We start from the raw sequence: 20,852 nt of genomic DNA on the forward strand, positions 1-20,852 counted from the left end.
ATCTCTATCCTATTCGGCGGGTTGCAGCGCGGCGGCGGCGTCGCCCTCCCTTTTGCGGGAAAAGCGATCGCCCAGCGCGCGGCAGACGACATAGAAGGTGGGGGTGAAGAGCAGGCCGAACGCCGTCACGCCGGTCATGCCGAAGAAGACGGCGGTGCCCAACGCCTGCCGCAGCTCCGCCCCTGCGCCGCTCGCGATCACCAGCGGCACCGCGCCCAGGATGAAGGCGAAGCTGGTCATCAGGATCGGCCGCAGGCGGGTCTGCGCCGCCTGAACCGCCGCCTCGACCGGCGACAACCCCTGTTCTTCCTCCGCCTGCTTGGCGAATTCCACCACCAGAATGGCGTTCTTTGCCGCCAGCGCGATCAGCACGACCAGGCCGATTTGCGTGAGGATGTTGTTATCCATCCCCCGCAGGTTCACTCCCAGCATGGCCGCGAACAGGCACATCGGCACGATCAGGATGATCGACAGCGGCAGCGTCAGGCTTTCATATTGCGCCGCCAGCACCAGGAAGACGAAGAAGACGGCCATGCCGAACACGATGCCGGCGGTGTTGCCCGCCATCACCTGCTGATAGGCGACGCCCGTCCACTCCTTGCTATAGCCAGCGGGCAAACTCTCCCCGGCGAGCTTCTCCATGGTCGTCAGCGACTGGCCGGTGCTGTAGCCGGGAGCTGTGTTGCCATCGACTTCCACCGCCGGCAGCATGTTGTAGCGCACCACGCGATAGGGGCCGGTCTTGTCCTCAAAGGTCGATACCGACCCAATCGGCACCATCTGGCCGCTGTTCGACCGCGTTTTCAGGTTCGCAATGTCGGCGACGGTCCCGCGATGGTTCGCATCGGCCTGCGCCGTCACGCGATAGGTGCGCCCCAACAGGTTGAAGTCGTTGACGAAGGCCGAACCCAGATAGACCTGCATCGCTTCGAACACGCGCTCGGGCGGCACGCCGAGCAGGTCGGCCTTGCGGCGATCCACATCGGCATAGACGCGCGGGGTCGCATTATCGAACAGCGTATAGACCATCGAGAGGCCAGGAGTCTGGTTCGCCTTGCCGATGAAGTCCTGCGCAACCTTGTTCAGCTCAGTATAGCCGCGTTCCTCCCGATCCTGCACCAGCATGCGGAAGCCACCGGGCGGAACAAGCCCCGAAATGGTAGGCGGCGGCAGCAGCAGAATGCGCGCCTTTTCATAGCCCGCGACCGCCTTGTGCGCCTGCTCCATGATGCCCGCATAGGTGACGCCTTCTTTCTGCCGCTCCGCAAAGCTGTTGAAGGGGAAATAGATGGCGGCGCTGTTGGGCGCCTGCGTCTGCGATGGGCCGTGGAAGCCCGCGAACATCACTGCGCCGCGCAGCCCCTTGATGGGCAGCAGCTTTTGCGCGACCTCCTTCGTCACCTTGTCCGTGCGTTCGAGCGACGCGCCGGAAGGAAGCTGCACGACGGCCAGGAAATAGCCCTGGTCCTGCGACGGCACGAACCCGCCCGGCGTCACCCAGAACAAGGCGATGGTCGCGGCGATCAGCCCCGCATAGGTAAGCAGCATCTTCTTGGGCCGCAGGACCAGGAAACGCGTCAGCCGAGCATAGCCAGCACTCATCCGGTCAAAGCCACGATTGAACCCGGCGGCGGCCTGCGCGCCGATCCTGTGCCAACGCGGTGCGCCGTCCAGATCATGATCACCATGTTTGGGCTTAAGCAACAACGCCGCCGCAGCCGGAGACAGGGTGAGCGAGAGGATCAGCGAGATCACCGTCGCGGTCGAGATGGTGACGGCGAACTGCTGATAGAATGCGCCTGAAATGCCGGTGATGAACAGCGTCGGCACGAACACCGCGCACAGGACGAGGACGATCGCGACCAGCGCTGCCGACACTTCGTCCATCGACGTGCGGGCGGCCTCCAACGGCGCCATGCCATGTTCGATGTTCCGCTCGACATTTTCGACGACGACGATCGCGTCATCGACCACAATGCCGATCGCAAGCACCAGGCCGAACAGCGACAGATTGTTCAGCGAATATCCCAGCGCCGCCAATATCGCCGCCGTGCCGATCAATGACACGGGAATGGCGATGATCGGAATGACCGCCGCGCGCCAATTCTGCAGGAATATCAGAATGACCAGGACGACCAGCACCACCGCTTCGAACAGCGTGTGATAGACCGCGTCGATCGACTGGCTGATGAACTCCGTCGGATTGTAGATGACGCTATATTCCAGGCCCTTGGGGAAGCTCTTGGACAGTTCGTCCATCTCAGCCTTGACCTTCTCCGCAGCGTCGAGCGCGTTGGAGCCGGGGCGCTGCATCACTGCGATCACGACGGTGGGCGTACCGGACAGATAGGTGTTGATGCCATAATCCTGCGCGCCCAGCTCGACGCGAGCGACGTCGCCGACGCGAACCTGGCGGCCATCCGCATCAGTGCGGATGACGACATCGGAAAATTGCTTGGGCTCGATCAGGCGGCCCTGCATTTCGACGCCCAGTTGGAAGGCTTCACCCCGGTCATAGGGCGGCTGGCCCAGCGCGCCCGTGGACACCTGGACATTCTGCGACCGCAACGCGGACACGATTTCGCCAGCGGTCAGGTCCAGCGCGGCGGCGCGATCCGGGTCGATCCAGATGCGCATCGCATAATCGCGCGACCCGAACAGCCGCACATCGCCCACGCCATCCAGCCGCGCCAGACGGTCGCGAACCTGCGTCAGCGCATAGTTGGACAGGTAATTGCGGTCGAAGGTCCCATCGGGCGACTGAAGATTGACGACCATCAGGAAGTCGGGCGTCGTCTTGCGCGTGACCACGCCCAAACGCTGCACTTCTTCGGGCAGGCGGGGGATCGCGACCGCGACCCGGTTCTGGACCAGCACCTGCGCCTCGTCCAGATCGGTGCCGACCTTGAAGGTGACGGTGATCGTGACTTTGCCGTCGCCCGTCGATTGGCTGCTCTGATAGAGCATGTCATCGACGCCGTTGATCTCTTGCTCGATCGGCGCGGCGACCGTTGATGCGACGGTCTCGGCCGATGCGCCCGGATATTGCGCCGACACAGTGACCGTGGGTGGCACGATGTTGGGATATTGGGAAACGGGTAGACCGATAAAGGCCAGCGCGCCGACCACGGTTATGACCACCGCGATGACCGCGGCGAAGATCGGCCGGTCGATGAAGAAGCGGGATAGGCGCATCGGTCTGTTCCTCGATGGCGTGAAGAAGGGCGCCCGCAATGGAGCGCGGAATGGGTTATTTTCTAGCCCCACCCCTTCAGGGGAGGGGAAGGGGGTGGGGGCTCGCCGGATAGTCCGGCGCTGGGGGGAGGCCCCCACCCCAACCCCTCTCTCGGGAGGGAGGGGCTATTCCAACTAAAAGGTCGCCTGCGAAGCAGCCGGAACGCTGCTCTCACTAGCCGCCATCGGCGCAGGCGAAGCCTTGATCGCCACAGCCCGCGTCGCGACCTTCGCACCTGGCATCGCCGACTGAAGGTTCGTCACGACCACCCGGTCACTAGGCGACAAGCCCGCCCGGATAATCCGCAAGCCATCCACCACTGGACCCAACTCGACAGGCTTGGCGGAAACGCTGTCATTCTTGCCGACAATCAATACAGTCTTGCGCGCCTGATCGGACTGAACCGCTTCGTCGGGGATCAGAAGGGCATTCACCTTCCCGCCATTGGCGAGGCGCATGTTGCCAAACATGCCGGGGGTCAGGAACATGTCGGGATTGGCGAACAGCGCGCGGACGCGGATCGTGCCGGATCGCGGATCAAGGCCATTGTCGGTAAAGTCCAGACGCCCCTTCCAGCGATAATCGGCTTCATCCTGCAACCGCACCTCGACCGCACCCGCGCCGTCCTTGTCGCGCTGCGACTTAAGATACAGCGCTTCGGAGGCGTCGAAATTGAAATAGATTGGGTCCAGCTTGTTGATGGTCGTCAGCAGCGTCGCGCCAGCGCCTTCCGCTCCGGAAACAAGATTGCCGATGTCGATGCGCCGGTCGGATACGCGCCCTGAGATAGGCGCGCGAACGTGCGTGAACTCCACCTCCAAAGCCCGCTGACGCTCGCGCGCCTGCGCAGCCGCCAGCGCCGCTTGCGCGGCTTGCAAGCGGGAACGCAGGGCATCGACTTCGCTGGCCGAAACGGCTTCGTCGCCCGTCAGACGCTGAACCCGCTTATAGTCGTTCTGCGCCAGAAGCAGCGCGCTGCGAGCGCTCGCGCTGTTGGCGCGGGCTTCGGCCAGCGCGGCGAGGAAGGGGCGCTGATCGATGGTGAACAGCAACTGCCCCGCTTTCACATAATCTCCGTCCCGGAAATGGATCGCCGTAATCGCACCCGAAACGCGCGGCCGAATATCGACCGTCTGGCTGGGAGCAAAGCGGCCAACATAATCATCCCATTGCGTGACGGAGCGGCTCAGCGGGGTGGCGATACCAACCACCGCCAAGGTCGCGGGCGCGGCTTGCGCCTCCGGGCGATCGATCAATTTCCACCCGACGCCGCCCAGGACTACAAGCGCGATCGCTGCGATTGCGGCATGGCGCTTGCGGCCCCGCAGGAGGGGGGAAGATACCGCATTGTGGCTGTCGGCATCGATGGGCTTGTGCATGTTCATGCGAAACTCCTGACCTTCGGGCTGCCACGCATGGCGGCGATGGCGGCGAGCAGCCGTTCGAGATGGGCTTCGGTGAACCCGGCGGACCGAAAGGCGGATATACGGCGGGAATGGACGTCATAGCTGCGATGCCAGGCTTCGACCGCGATCTGGCGCAGTGCTTCCAACCGCTTGTCCGCCAGCCGCGGGTCCGGCTTTTGCCCGAAGATCAGGCGTTGCAACCGCGTCCAGCGGCCGGGCTCCCGCAGCGTCGCAAGGCTATCCTGCCGGGCGAGGTGCACGACCTGCCATTCGAGCGGAGAGAAGCTGATGTTTTCGGCCGTGACCGCCGGGCTGCGAAAGGTGCCCCCTACGCCGCCTTCGGCCAGAAATGTTTCCGAACGATAGACCATGATCTCGTCCCCTGTTTTTTGAAGGCAGCGGAGCAGGGCGCGACGGGTCGCGCCGCAAAATCACTGACTTCGCGGATGATAAATGGCCGCCGTGCGTCCACGCGCGATTACGTCGCGGATTTCCGGCGTTGTTTCATGATGAATAGGAACGGCCTTCCTCTCCGAACGGCCGTGCCTATGCCGTCACTGACGGCAGTCCCTGTCCTGCATTCGACCTCCTGACGAAGAGTCTGTCGAATTAACTACCATATGGTATATAATGAGATGCAGCGGATGGTCAAGAAGCTTTGTGTACCGATCGGTCTTTTTTATTAAGTCACTAAAATTGCAGCAATGTTACGCACTGGGCCACATTGTTAGAGCGGTATCGACAAGCTGGGTCAAGCGGTCTTCCGGAACCCCCGAGCCTGCCTGGACCGCCAAGCCCTGAAGCATTGTGGTCAGGTAAAGAGCAAGCGCCTTCGGCTCGACGTCCGCTGGCAGATCACCTTCCTTCTGCGCCCGTTCGAACCGTTCGATCAGCGCCCGGTCGGAGGACGCGCGCCGCGCCAGAATTTCGTTGCGGATACATTCGGCATGCGCCGTATTGGCGACCGAACTGATGACGCCCATGCACCCCTTGGGATCCGTGTTGCCGCACTGCATGGCCAATGCGCCCTTCAGCAGCCGTTCTGCGACTTGCTTGGCCGTTGGTGCTTCAAGCGCCGACTTCACATAACAGAGCTTATCCCGCTCATAGAGGTCGAGCGCCTTGCGGAAGAGCGATTCCTTGTTGCCGAAGCAAGCGTAGAGGCTAGGCTTTGTGATGCCCATCGCCTCGGTAAGCTCCGCGAGCGACGCACCTTCATAGCCGCGGCGCCAGAATATCTCCAGGGCGGCGGCGAGCGCCTTCTCCGGATCAAACTCGCGCGGGCGACCTCTGACAGGGGTGGATGCGGTTTCCATACCGATCAGTATATAGATGCCCCGGCGAATAGCTCAAGGGCTTCGTTGCACAGATAAGACCAAGGCCGTTGCGCCCTCGGCCCGCAGCTGCGAAGAGGCGCGCCCTGTCTGTTCTGCCAAATCCCTTTCAATTAGATGGATCATTCATGACTTCGCCTCCTCGCTCGATCGGCATCGATTTCGGCACCACAAATTCGGTCGTAGCGATCGGCGACGCTGGTGGGCAGGCGGCAATGGTGAACTTCGCCGCGCCAGAAGGACCTGCATCCATCTTTCGATCTGCGCTATGCTTTTGGGAGGATGGGAACGTTCCAGGCGGCATCGCGCGGGAGGCGGGCCCTTGGGCGATTGCGGAATTTCTCGAATACCCCCAAGGCAGCCGCTTCCTGCAATCCTTCAAGTCGGTCGCCGCCAGCCGCGCCTTCGAACATGCCACGATCTTCGAGAAGCGGCTGCGCTTTGAGGAACTCGGCGTAATTTTCCTTGAGCGCCTACGCGCTCATGCCGGCGAATGGCTGAACACGCTACCGCCTCATGTCATTGTCGGACGCCCGGTCCGCTATGCTGGGCAGCGTCCGGACAGCGTCCTCGCCCGGCAGCGTTACGACTTGATGTTCGCCGCGCTCGAGCGGGAAGTGCACTATGTTTATGAGCCACTCGGCGCCGCGTTCAGCTTTGCCGCGCGCTTGAATGAGCCCGCCACTTTACTCGTCGCTGATTTCGGCGGCGGCACCAGTGACTTTTCGGTCGTCCGGATTGGGGAGCCTGGCGCGGCGCGACGCTGCACCCCACTCGGGTCGGCTGGCATCGGCATCGCTGGCGACCGCTTCGACTACCGGATCATGGACAAGCTGGTGCTGCCGATGCTCGGCAAGGGCGGGACCTACGCCTCCATGGGCAAACAGTTTGAAATCCCCGCCGGATATTTCGCCGACTTCGGTGACTGGTCACGGCTGGCATTGATGCATAACCGCCGAACCCTTGCCGAACTGCAGAAGCTCCAGCGCGCGGCGCATGATCCGGCGGCAATCGGCAGGATGATCGCGGTGGTAGAGAATGAACTGGGCTACCCCCTTTACGACGCGGTCGCGCGGCTGAAGCGTGTGCTTTCCACAAAAGAGGAGGCTCATTTCCATTTCGACAGCCCTGGCATGCGCGTAGAAGCAGATGTCAGCCGCGCCGAGTTCGAGCAGTGGATCGCGCCCGACCTGGCGCGGATCGGGACGACCATTGACGTTGCGCTTGCCAATGCAGGCGTGGGAGCCGACGTGATCGATCATGTTTTCCTGACTGGCGGATCATCATTGATCCCTGCCGTACGCCGCCTGTTCGAAGAGCGCTTCCCGGCTGGCCGCATTGCGAGCGGCGACGAACTGACATCCATCGCGCATGGGCTCGCATTGATCGGCCAGGAAGCCGACATTAGCCAATGGGCGGTGACGGGCGAGGTGGAAACGGAGCAGGCGTAAATCGCCGCCTCAGCGATCCTTGTCCATCATATCCATGAAATCCCGCGCCGCGTCCCGATCGGCAGGATCGTCAAAGGCGTCGAGGTCTGGCGCGGCGCCCAGCAGGAACAGAAGTGACCAAAGCGCGAACCGTCGGCCCCGGTCCTTTTCCAGCCCAAAGTCAACCCGCATCCTTTCTACACCCGCCGCGATGGCGGCGGGGGGAACGGCGTCCAGATCGGCAGAACCGAAATAGCGGTGAAGCTGATCATCAAAATCCATATGCGCCCAACCTTCCGATCTTTCTGGCCGCAGCCTGCCGTTATGACAGTATGGCTGCGATCCCCGCGCGCGCAATTTGAGCATCCTGGTCAGATTTGACGCCCGAGACGCCGACCGCACCGACGAAATCGCCCTCCACGATGATGGGCACGCCGCCCTCCAGCATCGCCTGAAGCGCGGGTGCGGACAGCATCGACACGCGGCCATTGAGTACGAGGTCCTCATAAACCTTGGACTCCCGGCGGCCAAGGATCGACGTCACCGCCTTTGCGGGCGCCATATGGGCGGTGCTGGCAGCCGCGCCATCCAGCCGGAGCAGGCCGAGCAGATGGGCTCCATCATCGACCACCGCGATGGTCACGGCCCAGCCATTGGCGAGCGCTTCGGCCTCTGCGGCGGCGAGAATGGCCTTCACGTCTTGTGCTTCCAGGCTGTGCTTAGTCTTCATCGATCGGTCCGTTCATAAGGAGGCGCCAAGCAGGATGCTGGCCGCGTTTAGCGAAAGCCGCGCTGTAGCATCCGACGCGCATCTTGCCAGCGTTATAGAGCTGCCGCTGACGGAGTTTCATTTAGGGAAGCTTCCATTGTGAGGATGGTGGGCTTGTCCACACCAAAAGACTGGACAACGATCTTCACCTCACCGGGCGTCGGTAGATCGGACGAGGGAATTTCGATCGATATGACATTGTCCTCCTGAGCTTGCCAGGGGGCAGTCAGCCTTCGGCCGCCGGGCAACTGAACGGAGATATTCCTGACGCAAGTGAGGGATGCGCCCTTTACCGCCAGCCTGTTTTTCTGACCTGCGATCAGGCGTTGCCCCGGCACCACCTGCCAGCTTTCATCTTCTGGAAACTGGACAGCGAATTCGGGCCCTTCGAACGCGTCGAAGCCCCAGAAGCCGTGCACGCGTGCCGCGACGGAACCCTTGAAATCCCTCGCATTGAACGATGAGGCGAAAATATAGCCGCCCTTGTCAGCGCGTGCCACCACTGGCACATCCACAGCGCGCCCGGCCTTGTTCGGCAACCGCAGCATTATGTCATATGCATAGTCGGTGGCGAATATCAAAGGTGCCCCATCGACGCCGAATACCGCGCCGGGGCGCGTCGCGCATATCGGCGCATCGCTGCTCTTGCGCAGCGGCGGCGGGACATTCTTCTCTATGGCAGGGAGCGCGGCGACGAGTACGGATTTGGGCTTGCGGAAGGATGGTGCGCTGTTCAGCAGTAATGAGACCGAACCGCCGTTCTGGATGCCCAAGGCAGGCAGATAATTGAACTCAGGATTGTTGAACGCGCCAAATATCCGGGCAAGGTCGCGCACCACCCCGATATAGGGACTGTAGAAGCCATATCCCCCTTCCCGGGTAGCGCTTAGTTGCAGCGCCAGATCGGTGGGCGCACCGATGATCGTTTCAGTGAGCGAATTGCTGTGAATGTCGCCCAGCACCAGACTGTCCCTGTTTTCCACCAAACAGGCGGCCTGAAATTCCACTACCTTCGCCAGACAATCCGGGTTGAGCTTCACCGCAAGACTGGAAGAGAGGACGGGTGCGACATTCCTTAGAAATTCCGGATGCGTATTTTCCTGAGAGCGGATGCCGCGGATGAAGGCGTTGAGTCTGCTTCTGTCGAGAGACGCCTTGTTGATGTCTTGAGTGACGCGAACAAATTCACCCGGCCTGCCACGGATCGCATCAGAGATGGTGCCAAGATCGCCTCCTGTGTCAGGCACCATGAACAGCACCAGTTGACGGGCATGGTCTGGCACCGTCAACTTCAATATTCGCTTCTTCTCCTTCTGCTGCCATGTCTCTGCATTCGCGATCCAGCTCTTTGGCGGGGGGTTGGTTACGCCCCGCAGAAAGGCTGAGATCAGCCGATAGCGGATGGACTGGTCAGCAGGCAAATTAGCCTCGATCTTCACGACGTCGCCCGTTGCAAGCGCAGGCACCTTCCCAATCGGCAGCGTACGTCCCGCGCGGCTGACACTGACGGAGAGTTCAGGGCCGGGCAGATCGAAAGCCGCAGGTTCGGCCGCCGGTGCGCTGGCCGCGGCGGAGCATGCCGCGATGGCGGAGAGGCAAAGGCGCGTCGAAGGAATCCAGCGGACTGTCATGCTTTCTCCCTGCGCGGTGAAACGGCTTCGTCAAGACAAGCCGCTATCTTTTTAGATTTGCTGCTCCGCAAGAGAGGCGAAGTGCACGCGACAGCCTCCGCGCCGTGAGCGGGCGCTTCAATCCGTGACCGCTTTTTTTGGTAAAGGCGTCAATGCTGAGAACAGCTTGTCTGCCACCCTTTCGACGTGTTCAGCAGCAATTTGCCGGCTCGAAGCGTCTGCATCATCCGTCCGCTGCTCGCTCGCGTGATTGCAAGCGGCGACGGCTAGGCCAGCCGCCAAGATCGTAAAGGTGGTTCGGGACATCGGGAGCCTTCTAGCAAGGTTTCCCGGCGCAACGCCTTGTTGATGCTTCGCGTTCCACTCCAGCCGCTATGGCCGTCCAATCATATCCGGTCGATGATCTCTCGTACGCGCGCCGCAAGCGTTCGCAGCGTGAAGGGTTTCACCAATAGATCAACGCCTACATCAAGCCGCCCATCGCGCATGATCGCATCACGCGGATAGCCGGAGGTATAAAGGATGCGGAGGTCCGGCTGACGCGCCCGCGCTACGGCGGCGAGTTCGCTGCCCGACATCTTCGGCATCACGACATCGGTCATGAGCAATCTGATCGGATGTTCCTGTTTATCGAGCAAGGCGAGCGCGTATTCCCCATTATGCGCCTCAATGACCCGATAACCCAACTCGCGCAGGGTAGCGACCGTGTAGGCGCGGACATCGTCATCATCCTCGACCACCAATATCGTCTCGGAAGCGGTGCCAAACGGCTCACTCTCGCGAACCATGCTAACGGGGGCCTCCGCGCTCCCGGCGCTGCGGGCGAGCAGCAAGGTAACGACTGTTCCGGCGCCGGGCGTTGAGTCAATCACCACCGTGCCGCCCGATTGTTTGGCAAAGCCATATACCATCGAAAGGCCAAGACCGGTGCCCTTGCCGACTTCCTTGGTCGTGAAGAAGGGGTCGAAAACTTTCGTCAGGGTCTCGGGGTCCATGCCGACGCCGCTATCGGTTACAGTGATTGCGACATAGTCACCCGGTGGCGGGTTATTTCCCCCGCTTTCAATAATGCTGATCTGACGGTTGCGGGCCGCGATGGTCAGCGACCCGCCCGACGGCATGGCGTCTCGACCATTAACGGCGAGGTTGAGGATGGCATTTTCCAACTGATGCGGATCGGCTTCGATGGTCCAGACATCATCGGGCGCGTCGATCGCGATCGCCACCGCTTCGGTGATGGTGCGGGTTAGTAGGTCTGACATGCCTGCCAGCAGCCGCGGCACCTCTATCGCGCGCGGATCGAGCGGCTGGCGGCGGGAAAAGGCCAGCAGCCTCTGGGTGAGGGCAGCCGCTCGGTCAGCGCCTCGCATGGCGTTGCCGAGCGCACGTCCGACGCGAGGATCGGCCGAATTGTCGAGCCGCCGCAGCGCGATGTCCACGCTACCGGTAATGATCGTCAGAAGATTGTTGAAATCATGTGCGATGCCGCCTGTGAGCTGCCCGACGGCTTCCATCTTCTGCGCTTGGCGAAGCGCATCTTCGGCCCGCAGCCGTTCTTCGATCTCCTGCGCCACGCGCTGCTCGAGTGTGTCGTTAAGCTCACGCAGTCTTGTTTCCTGAAGCTTTGCCTCCGTGACATCATAGATGACGCCGAGCAGGCGATAGCCGCTACCTTCGCCTTCGCGCATCACTTCGCCGCGCCGTGCGATCCAGCGTTCCGCGCCATCGTCGCTCCGCCGGATGCGGAAAACGCCGTCCAACCCTGCGGGCATGACGCCATCCTCAGGGATGAGCGGTGCTTCGCCTTCGCAGGGGACGGCGTTGATTGTTCTAACGGGCAGGCGGTCGGCGGGGTGGAGGCCGAGCAGGCGGCAGAACTCACTTGATACGGAGACGGTCGCAAAACCGTCCTGATATTCGAATGTGCCGACGCCGCCAGCGCTTTGCGCCACGCGTAGCCGTTCTTCGGTGCGTTTGCGGTCCGTGACATCGATCAGCAAGCCAGTGAAACGAAGGGGGTTATCCTGGTCGTCTAGGTGGCTCTGCCCCCGTCCATGCATCCAGAGCACCGCCCCACTCGGGGAGATGACCCGGAACTCCTTCGAGAAGAGTTCTGCGCCGGCCAGCAGGCCTGCGACCGCGATGCGGATTCGGGGGCGGTCTTCGGGATGGATAGCGCTGAAGAAAGCGGCCGTCGGCATCGGCTCCCCGGCCGCGCCTTCGCCGAAATCATATAGCTGCGCGAAGCGGCTATCGACAATCAATTGGTCCTGGACAATGTCCCAGTCCCAGGCGCCGCTTGCGCCGGCCGCCGCAAGGACGCCGCGTAGCTGCTCGGCTTGGGCAAGCGCACTCTGGTCAGCCATCCTCACCCACGATGCGCAAGATGAACTCGTCTAACAATTCCTTTAGAGTGGCGAGCGAAGGGATATCCATCAGCATGGCGATATAGCCGCGAATGTCGCGCTGCCGCACCGCGAAGTCGATGTAGAGGAACAGCACCAGCCCTTCCGCCTTCGCATTTTCGTCGATCTCGAACAGCATTGCGCCGTCGCCCCGCAGCACTTCCGGGATGGTCATCGACAGCGACCGCTTCAGCATGTTGGCCATTGTGGCAAGGCAGCTGTTGAGAATGATGTTACCGGTTTCGGCAAGCGCCTCACGCTCCATTTCTATCACTTCTTCGGCCGAAAGCTCGCCGCCCGTGACTGCGCGAACCAATTCCAGACTGTTCGTCTCGGGAAAGATAAGGAGGGCGCGCCCTGAAAATGGACCCGAGAAATCCTGCCGCACTGCGACCAGTTCCACCACTTCCCGCTCGCTGATCAGGCGTGCGGCGCGACGCTGGTTTACGACTTCGATCGACGGCACGGATAGCAGGACCTGGTCGCCAATCATCTTTCGCAACGACGAGGCGGCGCGGCTCACGCCGATATTGACGATCTCAGTCAGCGCGTCCCGTTCGAGTTCACTGAGTGCGACCTGATCCGGCATCATCCCTGACTTGACCTAAGCTTGAGCGCGGCGCCGGATAGGAAGCCGGCGAGGCCCTCGCTGGTCACGGGCTTGGGGATGAAGGCCGCGCCGACCTCACGGGCCTGCGCGATAATTTCGTCCTGGATGTTGGCGGTGATGATGGCGATCGGCATGTCGGGCCTCAAAGCGCGTATCTCGCGGGCAAGTTCCAGCCCGTCCTGTTCGCTCATGTTGAAATCGATGAGCGCGATGTCGAGCGGCTCCTTGCCCATCAATGCGAGCGCCTGCTCTCCGCTGCTGGCCTCCAACTTCTGCCACTCTGGCTGAAGTTCGGCTACAGCCTTCCCCGCGACAATTCGGGCCAATTTGCTGTCGTCCACGATCAAAATTGTAACGGGCATTCACGACTCCGAAAATCACGCGCTTTGAATCAGCTATAGGCACGATCTTTGGGTGCCGGAATAAATTTGTTACGGATTCATCAGGGGCCCCAGCACCACCTCCCGCAGGAAGTTGTCTTGTGGCACTCCTGACAGCGGGCGCCCTGCGGCATGGAGCAATTGCACCACTGCTAAATGCGCACGCACGAGGCTGCTGACATCGATCACGTGCGTAGGATGATCGAGCAGCGCCGCAAGCAACCGCTCGGCATCCTCCACGGTTGCGGCGCCGGTAAGGATGATCCGGTCCTGCCCAATGGTCACGCTCACGCCATCAGCTCCGGCAAATCCAGCACCAACAGAATGCGACCGTCCGTCATCATGGCAGTGCCCGCGATGGCGGGCAGCGCGGTGAGCAGGCCATCAGCTCGGCGCACGACGCCGTCGAACCGCTCGTCCAAGCTGTCCACACGAAGCGCGGTGCGGCAGGGACCAATATCGGTGATGAGCAGCCTGGCAATGCCGCCACTTGCCGGCTCAAATCCGAGCAAGGAGGCAAGATCGAGTACGGGCACCGTTTCCTCGCGCAGCACGCAAGCTTGCGCCTTCTGGCCCAGAGGATGGATCGCACTGGCGCTGATCCGGGCGGTCTCTACGATCTGGTCCAGCCGAATGCCCAATTGCTGGCCTCCTGCGCCAACCACCACGAGTGGGGTCGTTAAGGCATTCGCGGGGAGTCGCAGGGCAATGTGAGTGCCTTGGCCCACTTCGCTTTCGACTGCGATGGTTCCTGCCAGCTTTTCGACGGCAGCCTTCACAGCATCCATGCCAACCCCCCGGCCCGACAAGCTGGTCGCCCTTTCTGCGGTCGAAAAGCCAGGAAGGAAGATGAGCTGGAGTGCTTCTGCATCAGAGAGAGCAGCGGCCGCATCGCTATTCATCAATCTTTTCGCGATCGCTGTCTCACGCAAGGCTCGGGCATCGATACCGCGCCCGTCATCCGCGATCATGATCTTGATGCCATTCCCCTCCGGCCGGACCGACAGGTGGATTTTTCCCTCAGGCGGTTTGCCATGGGCGGTGCGCTCGCTGGCGGGCTCGATGCCATGATCGACGGCGTTGCGCACGATGTGGAGCAATGGTTCGAACAGTTGGTCCGCCACCTCCTTGTCAACGCGCGCTGTTTCTCCTTCTAAAATGAAGCGGACCGGTTTCCCCAGGTTTGCTGCAGCTTCGCGAGCGAGGCGTGGCAAGCGGCGCAGCACGGGTTCAAGCGAAACCTGCCGCACTCGCGCGACAGATCGCTGTACCTCTGCTGCAACGCGGCCGATCTCATCGTCTGCGGCGCTGAGTTCTGCGGCCAGCAATGGGTCTAGCGCGCGCAGGCGGTCGGCGATAGGCCGCAAGGTCCGGATCGCGACGGTGAGTTCGCCGATTTGGCTCGCCAGACGATCGAGCCTGGATGCCTCGACCCGCAGCATGGACGAAGGGTCCTTGGGCTGAGGGCCGACATCGGGCAACGGAGCTTCAAGCACGCTGCCCAAAGGTGCGACCGCAGCTTGATCGGGCATCAGCCGGAATGCCGCCCGCACCGCCGCCTCATCGCCGCCGCTGATACCCTCGATCACGCTGATGCAGCGGAACGGTTCGCATGACGCAATGGCGGGCCATTCACCTGCTGCGGGCAGCACCGCCAGCGCGAGCAGATCCGGAACAGCCGCGCTTATCGCCAGCGGGTCTTCGCCGCGGAAGAAGCAGTCTGCATCGGGCGTGTACCGGAACGCCGTCTGCGCCTGTTGAAGACCGACTGGCGAGAATTCCGGCCTCGAACGTAGAGCAACGAGCCAATCCGCCTCTTGCGTCACGAGCGCAGCCATCGGGTGAGGGCGTCCGTCCGCTTCCGTGCCGCCGGCCCCATCATCGGCGAGCAACATGGCGATCAGCCGGTCAGCCTGCGCCTCCGCCCCTTCGCTCAGCGAACCGGTCATTTGCATGGCGTCGATCCATCGATCAGTCTGGTCGATCACGGCCAGCACAGCGTCGAGCGCTCGTTCGTCGAGTAACGCGTCTCTCCTGCGCGCCGCTTCCAGCCGGGTCTCCGCGGCGTGGAGCATCTCTTCGGCCGGGGCCATCTCGAAAAGGGCCACTGATCCCTTTAGGGTATGGACTGAACGAAAGAGACTATCGAGCGCCGTCCTGTTCTGCGGGTCGCGGCTCAGCGCGACCAAGACTGAATGCGCGTCCGCAACCAGATCCCGACCTTCCAGGATAAATTGTTCGAGAAGCTCGTCCATCAGCGCCTCCGATAAACGATTGCCCGGTCCAGGCGAACCAGATCGAAGCGTTCATCGATCCGCGCCATGGACTCACTATGGCCCAGGAGCAGATAGCCGCCCGGGAAGAGCGCTTCGTGAAGATTTTGCGCAGCTTCGGCTCTGGAAGCCTCATCGAAATAGATAAGCAAGTTGCGGCACAGGATGATATCGAAGCCGCCTTGGCTGGCTACAGACGCGCAATCGTTCAGATTGACCTGCGTAAACAGGACTGACTCACGTAAGTCCTGGACGATCCGACGCCGGTGATTATGCTCCTGCTCAAAATAGGCGGACAGCATCTCTTCGGGCAAGCGGCCTAGCGACCGCGCGCTGTAATAGCCTTCTCGCGCCGCATCGAGCGCATGGGTATCGATGTCCGATCCGATGATCTCCACATTATAGGCATCGACCAGTGGCCATCGTTCCAGCAGCCAGAGCGCAATGGAATAAGCTTCCTCACCCGTCGAGCAGGGCAGGGACCAGATGCGGATGAGGTCACCGGGCTGTTTCTTCGCAGCGATCGCTGGCAAGATGTCGTCGGCGAGGGCGGCGAGCTGATGGTCCTCGCGCAGGAAATAGGTTTCATTGATGGTGACGGCGTTGATCAGCAACTGCCGCTCGTGCGGGTCATGTTCGAGCAGGTAGAGATAGCGCACAATGTCCGTCGTGGCGGTGCGCTTCATTCGCTCCGTGACGCGCCGTTCAAGATAATAGCGCTTCTTTTCGCCGAACTTCATTCCAGTCAGGCGATAGAGCAGCGTTGTAAACTGTTCGAGCGAAGAGCCGGCCAGCAGGCTTTCTGTTGCGCTCTCCATCATGGCGTCGCCCAGGCAATTAGCTGCGCGGCGATGCTGTCGAGCGGCAGGACTATGTCAGCCCCATCGGCGGCGACGAGCGCGCCCGGCATGCCCCATATGACGGAACTCTCCTCGTCCTGCGCGATAACATGACCGCCGTGTTGGCGCAGAGCCGCCATGGCTTTGGCGCCATCATGTCCCATGCCCGTCATCAGGACGCCGATCAGAGCCTCAGGCGGGAACAGCCCTCGCGCGCTTTCGACCATTCGATCTGCGCTCGGGTGCCACAGCCGTTCCGCCTGAACCGGAGCGGCGAGCACATGAGGCACGCCGCCACGCCGGGAAAAGACGAGATCCGCGTCACCCCGGCCGATATAGGCCGTGCCGGGCTGAAGAGGGGTAGGTTGCTGCACTTCCACCACCTGTATCTCGCATGCACGATCAAGGCGCCGGGCGAGTGGCCCTGTAAAGCTCGCGGGCATATGTTGGGCGATGATAATCGGCCATGGAAAATCCGCTGGCAGTGGGCCGAGCAGCGCATCGAGGGCAGGCGGCCCGCCGGTCGAGACGCCGACCAGTACTGCTTCGATTCCCGAAAGCGAGACTGTTGCAGGAAGGTGAGGCGCCCTCACGCGTGAAAGGCGTGGTTTGACTGGGGGAGGGGATCGGCGGGCGGAGCCGAGAGCCGTGGGAGCCGGGAGGCGTCCCGTCGCCGCCCGCTGGCGAACCCGATCGGCGAGGCGCGTGCTGCGCGGGATATGGGCGCTCGCCGCAGTACGGACCTTTTCGATAAGGTCTGCGGCGATCCCTTCAATCTCTAACGAAAGAGGGCCACGCGGCTTCGCGATGAAATCGACCGCGCCGAGCGCCAGCGCCTCCAGCGTCTCGTCGGCGCCTGCCTCCGTGAGGGAGGATAGCATGACAACCGGCGTCGGCCGCTCGATCATTATGCGGTCGAGGCAGGCGAGGCCGTCCATGCCCGGCATGTGGACGTCGAGCGTAATCACGTCGGGATGAATGTTTTCGATTTTCTTCAGCGCTTCGTCTGCATTGCGCGCAACTTCGACCGTGAAATCTCCAGCTTCGGCAAAAAGCTGGATCAACAAATGCCGCATCAACGGGCTATCATCGACGATCAATAGCCGGATCATGATGCGGCCATTAACTGCTGGGCGGTCACTTCGGCGAGCAGCTCCTGTTCCGCAGAGGATATCAGGGCAGCCGGGTTGATCACCAGCATCGGCGGCCCGCCATCCTTCCCGCCGTGCTGAAGCGCATCACAGAAGATACCGTCTGCCAGAACGTCGGGTAGTGGGGCTGGGGCGAGGGCGCTTGATTTGACCACGACGATCGCGCGCGCGTCATCGACGAGGAAGCCAAGCCGCTGCCCCCCCGCTTGCACCCGCAGTAACCGCTGGCGCACGCCACTGGCCGGGGAGCCGGTCATCCGCAACACCTGATCGATGATAGCCAACGGCTCGCCATGGACGGGAGCCACGCCCAGAAGCCAGGGCGGCACACCTGCGATCTTGGTCAGGCGGGCGGGCCGAGTCGCGACCTGTGCGATGGCGGCAACTGGAAAGGCGATGAGATGCTCGCCGATCCTTACCGGCAGCAGTGAGATGCTGTCCTCGTCCCGATCCGTTTTTGCGGGTGTCGAAGTCTGATGCCTTGCGCTACCGGCGAGGAGGCGCCTCGTTCGGGCTTCGCTTAACAAATGATCAGCGGCCAGGATCGACACCAGCTTGCCTCCGCCTTCGGGGCGACAAATCGCGCGTATCCGAGCTTCGCCATCGTTGCGGAGCACGGTGGCGGGTAGGTCATCGACGCGCGACGAGGACAGTTGCAATATGCTCTCCACACGGTCCACGAGAAGGCCGAGCCTGTGACTGCCCAGCGCGACCACTATGATATGGCTGGCGCGGTTCGTGGCCGCTCGGCCACTCACATCCGATCCGGGCAGACCCAGCAGGGCAGCAAGCGATAGCAACCCGAGGGTGATGTCCTCCCAAGCCATGGTCCCTATCACGGCAGGGTCAGCTCCAGGTAAGCGCGCGATGCTGCCGGGGACGCGCAGCACTTGCGCAATCTCTTCAACCGGAAGGGCGAAGCTCTGATCGCCGATTGCGAACCGCAGCAAGGCTATGCGGTCCTGCTGATCAGCCAGATCAGCATTCCGGGCGGTAGCCGCAACCAATGCGCGGCGGGCGGTCTCACGCACGGGGAAACTGCGTGCGACCAAATCGTCTATGGCGAGATCGTCAACTTCGTCCGCTGCTGCTTGATCCGGGCTCAGACGATCGACCGAATCGACTGCGAGCGCGATGCGTTGCGCGCCCGACAATATCAAAATACGACGGGGCCTATCCTGCGCTTCGCGCTTGTCGGAAGTTCGGGGGCAGAGGACCGCCAGCGTCTCTCCACGCACGTTTCCAAGGCCGAGCAGGCAGGGCGGCGCCAGCGGCACCGGTGTCAGCTGAGGCAGGCGTGCAATTTCGCGCACCCGGCTCGCGGGCAGTGCGTAGCGCCGCTCTCCAGCGCGGAATACTAGCCGCTGCTCGGCTCTCATTCGGCGGCTATGTCGCTGCGGATATTGAGCGCTTGAGCGAGCGAGGCGATATCCTCGACGGCGGCGGCGAGCATCTCCGTGCCCTGCGCCTGCTGCTGGGCGGCTACTCCGGCTTCACGAGCGGCTTCCGCTGCCAACTCGGCCGCTTGAGCGATCTGCTCGCACCCGCTCTTAACCTCACGCGCGGCCTGCTGGATCGCTTCTGCGCCCGCCAGGATTACGCCATTGTCGGCGCGGGTTGCGTCAACCTCGGCCGCCATTTGTGCAAAGCGGTCGAGCAGCCCCTGGTTACGCGCGGCCTCGACCTCACCTGCCGCCGCAATCTGATCAAGGTCGCGGCGGGCCGAATGGATGCTGTCCTGAATTGCGCGCACCACATCCTTCCCGTCCTCGGCATTGGCCGCAAGGCTGCGCGCGAGTTTGCGGATGTCGGCGGTCACTGTCGCAAAACCCTGGCCCGCCTCACCCGCGCGGGTGGCTTCGACAGCGCCGCTAACGCCTAGCATATTGGTCTGCAATGCTCCGAGGGCCAAGGCGTCGGCGATTTTTTCGGCACGGCGCGCCGTCTCTCCAAGGGCACTCAGCAGTTCGAGGACAGCGCGAGTTTCCTCGACCGCTTCACCTACGCCACTGATCAACTTCGTCAGGGTTGCGCTGCCGTCTGCTACTGAGGCCACAATCATATCGAGACGTTCGACCGCGCTCGCCGCACGTTCCTTCGCGATGGTAGCGCTGGTTTCGATCTGGCCCATGGCCGAACTGGCCTCCAGCGTGGCAGCGCTTTGCAGTTGCGCCCCGCGAGCAATCTGCTCGATTGCGATCTGGATCTGGCTGGATGCGCCCGACAGCTCCTGCACGGTGGCGGACAATTGTTCGGCGGCCGCAGCAACTTGCTCTACCGCGCGCTCGTCAGCGTCCCCCGCTCCCAGTGCTGCGCTCAATTCGGCCAGCGCTTCGGCCGTCTGCTGGCTCTGCTCGAGAGAGGCGGCCTGCTGCTCTATGGCTTGCTGCGCTTCCGCTGCCGCTGCCGACTGTTCCTCCGCAGCGGTTGCGACCTGTTCCGCGCCAAGCTCGGACTCAGTAGCAGCGGCCTCGGCCTGAACCGCGGCGGCCGCGATCTCATGCGTGCCGTCCACCACCGCTGCCAATGTGGTCCGCGCTTCGCCTAGCGCAGTGCTGATCCCGCCGCCATGCAGGGCCTCTTCGCTCGCTCGCGCACTGGCCGCCTGCATCCTGCTCGCGACCGTGCGGACGCCCTCCATGATCTCCGTGGCGAGTTTGCGAATGTCGGTGGCGCTCGCTTCCGAAGCTTCTGAAAGCTCGCGCACCTCGTCGGCGACGATGCCAAAGCCCCTGCCGCCGTCGCCCGCGCGCGTGGCTTCGATCGACGCGTTCAAAGCCAGCATCCCGGTCTGCTCGGCGAGATCTTCGACCATACCCCCGACGATGCTGATGCGCGTCGCAGCCGCTTCCAGCTGCTCGATCGCGGCAACGGAATTCAGCTGGCGGCGCGCGTTAAGCTCGATCGCAGCAACGGACGCATCGATTTGGGCAGAGGTTTCGGCAAAGGCCGCCTGGAGCCGCTCGGTCTGATTGCGCGATGCGGCTGCCCGATTGGTCGCTTCCCGGAAGTGGGAGCGCAGATGCCCGATGAGGCCCAGCGATTCCTGCGCCGCGCTGGCGGCTTCATCAGCACCGCTCGCCATCTGCTCGACGCTGCGCTGCAGTTCGGCCGCTGCGGAGGCGGATTCTCCTAACCCGCTCGACAGTTCCTGTGTCGCTTGGTCGATCCGCTCGACCGCCGTCAGCGGCTTGCGCTTGGAACGCACTGAACGCGCGGGAGCGCTGCCGATTGAGATGGTTTTGCCGGACTGCGGCTCATCCGCTTGTGGCGCTGCAACCTGCTTCCCGCGCGTGCGCTTTCCCAGCGCAGCCTTTTTCACCAGGGCCATGAGCGTATCTTTCTTTGTATCGCCGCAATTTGTCACCGGCATAGGCGAGCGGAGGGGC

General features: G+C 62.5%; 17 protein-coding genes. 1 reads left to right on the forward strand and 16 read right to left on the reverse strand.

Features of this window, described 5'->3' with window-relative positions; all coding sequences use genetic code 11:
* Positions 1-9 precede the first annotated feature (9 nt).
* The 4 genes from EP837_RS17630 to EP837_RS17645 all read right to left on the reverse strand — a co-directional run bounded on the left by EP837_RS17630 (position 10) and on the right by EP837_RS17645 (position 5,957).
* Positions 10-3,195 carry an efflux RND transporter permease subunit gene (locus EP837_RS17630; protein ID WP_066531361.1) on the reverse strand — a complete coding sequence of 1,062 codons (3,186 nt, stop codon included), beginning with the start codon at positions 3,193-3,195 and terminating at the stop codon, positions 10-12.
* Positions 3,196-3,369: 174 nt separating this feature from the next.
* The gene (locus tag EP837_RS17635; RefSeq protein WP_066531363.1) at positions 3,370-4,620 is read right to left on the reverse strand and encodes an efflux RND transporter periplasmic adaptor subunit; all 1,251 of its coding nucleotides are present in this window, start codon (positions 4,618-4,620) and stop codon (positions 3,370-3,372) included.
* Complete coding sequence (locus EP837_RS17640; RefSeq protein WP_066531365.1) at positions 4,617-5,012, reverse strand: hypothetical protein; 396 nt, start codon at positions 5,010-5,012, stop codon at positions 4,617-4,619. Before EP837_RS17640 ends, EP837_RS17635 begins: the two co-directional genes overlap by 4 nt.
* Positions 5,013-5,348: 336 nt before the next feature.
* On the reverse strand, positions 5,349-5,957 hold the full coding sequence (locus EP837_RS17645) for a TetR/AcrR family transcriptional regulator (RefSeq protein ID WP_066531367.1): 609 nt from the start codon (positions 5,955-5,957) through the stop codon (positions 5,349-5,351).
* Positions 5,958-6,103: 146 nt separating this feature from the next.
* On the opposite strand from EP837_RS17645, the gene EP837_RS17650 reads away from it, so the two are divergent.
* A complete protein-coding gene (locus tag EP837_RS17650; RefSeq protein WP_066531369.1) occupies positions 6,104-7,426 on the forward strand; it encodes an Hsp70 family protein in 1,323 nt (440 codons plus the stop codon).
* 9 nt (positions 7,427-7,435) lie between these two features.
* Here EP837_RS17650 and EP837_RS17655 read toward each other — a convergent pair whose 3' ends face one another.
* From EP837_RS17655 to EP837_RS17710, 12 genes are all read right to left on the reverse strand, one after another.
* Complete coding sequence (locus EP837_RS17655) at positions 7,436-7,687, reverse strand: hypothetical protein (protein WP_066531370.1); 252 nt, start codon at positions 7,685-7,687, stop codon at positions 7,436-7,438.
* A gap of 40 nt (positions 7,688-7,727) precedes the next feature.
* Entirely contained in the window at positions 7,728-8,135 is a 408-nt protein-coding gene (locus EP837_RS17660; protein ID WP_066531371.1) for a GlcG/HbpS family heme-binding protein, read from the reverse strand.
* Positions 8,136-8,227: 92 nt separating this feature from the next.
* On the reverse strand, positions 8,228-9,805 hold the full coding sequence (locus tag EP837_RS17665; protein ID WP_066531372.1) for a hypothetical protein: 1,578 nt from the start codon (positions 9,803-9,805) through the stop codon (positions 8,228-8,230).
* A 386-nt stretch (positions 9,806-10,191) separates the two neighbouring features.
* Complete coding sequence (locus EP837_RS17670; RefSeq protein ID WP_066531374.1) at positions 10,192-12,171, reverse strand: hybrid sensor histidine kinase/response regulator; 1,980 nt, start codon at positions 12,169-12,171, stop codon at positions 10,192-10,194.
* The gene (locus EP837_RS17675) at positions 12,164-12,802 is read right to left on the reverse strand and encodes a chemotaxis protein CheX (protein WP_066531376.1); all 639 of its coding nucleotides are present in this window, start codon (positions 12,800-12,802) and stop codon (positions 12,164-12,166) included. The genes EP837_RS17670 and EP837_RS17675 overlap by 8 nt, the downstream gene beginning before the upstream one ends.
* Positions 12,799-13,182: a response regulator gene (locus EP837_RS17680; protein ID WP_066531378.1), complete on the reverse strand. Its 384-nt coding sequence runs from the start codon at positions 13,180-13,182 to the stop codon at positions 12,799-12,801. The genes EP837_RS17675 and EP837_RS17680 overlap by 4 nt, the downstream gene beginning before the upstream one ends.
* 69 nt (positions 13,183-13,251) lie before the next feature.
* The gene (locus EP837_RS17685) at positions 13,252-13,491 is read right to left on the reverse strand and encodes a hypothetical protein (RefSeq protein ID WP_066531380.1); all 240 of its coding nucleotides are present in this window, start codon (positions 13,489-13,491) and stop codon (positions 13,252-13,254) included.
* The gene (locus EP837_RS17690; RefSeq protein WP_066531381.1) at positions 13,488-15,455 is read right to left on the reverse strand and encodes a chemotaxis protein CheA; all 1,968 of its coding nucleotides are present in this window, start codon (positions 15,453-15,455) and stop codon (positions 13,488-13,490) included. The genes EP837_RS17685 and EP837_RS17690 overlap by 4 nt, the downstream gene beginning before the upstream one ends.
* Entirely contained in the window at positions 15,455-16,291 is an 837-nt protein-coding gene (locus EP837_RS17695; RefSeq protein ID WP_197486375.1) for a CheR family methyltransferase, read from the reverse strand. The genes EP837_RS17690 and EP837_RS17695 overlap by 1 nt, the downstream gene beginning before the upstream one ends.
* Positions 16,291-17,424 (reverse strand): chemotaxis-specific protein-glutamate methyltransferase CheB, encoded by a 1,134-nt coding sequence (gene cheB / locus EP837_RS17700; protein ID WP_066531384.1) that lies wholly within the window; start codon positions 17,422-17,424, stop codon positions 16,291-16,293. Before cheB ends, EP837_RS17695 begins: the two co-directional genes overlap by 1 nt.
* Complete coding sequence (locus EP837_RS17705; protein WP_066531389.1) at positions 17,421-18,842, reverse strand: chemotaxis protein CheW; 1,422 nt, start codon at positions 18,840-18,842, stop codon at positions 17,421-17,423. Before EP837_RS17705 ends, cheB begins: the two co-directional genes overlap by 4 nt.
* A complete protein-coding gene (locus EP837_RS17710; RefSeq protein WP_066531812.1) occupies positions 18,839-20,794 on the reverse strand; it encodes a methyl-accepting chemotaxis protein in 1,956 nt (651 codons plus the stop codon). The genes EP837_RS17705 and EP837_RS17710 overlap by 4 nt, the downstream gene beginning before the upstream one ends.
* Positions 20,795-20,852: the final 58 nt, after the last annotated feature.

The organism is Sphingobium sp. EP60837, from assembly GCF_001658005.1.
Classification (GTDB): domain Bacteria; phylum Pseudomonadota; class Alphaproteobacteria; order Sphingomonadales; family Sphingomonadaceae; genus Sphingobium; species Sphingobium tyrosinilyticum.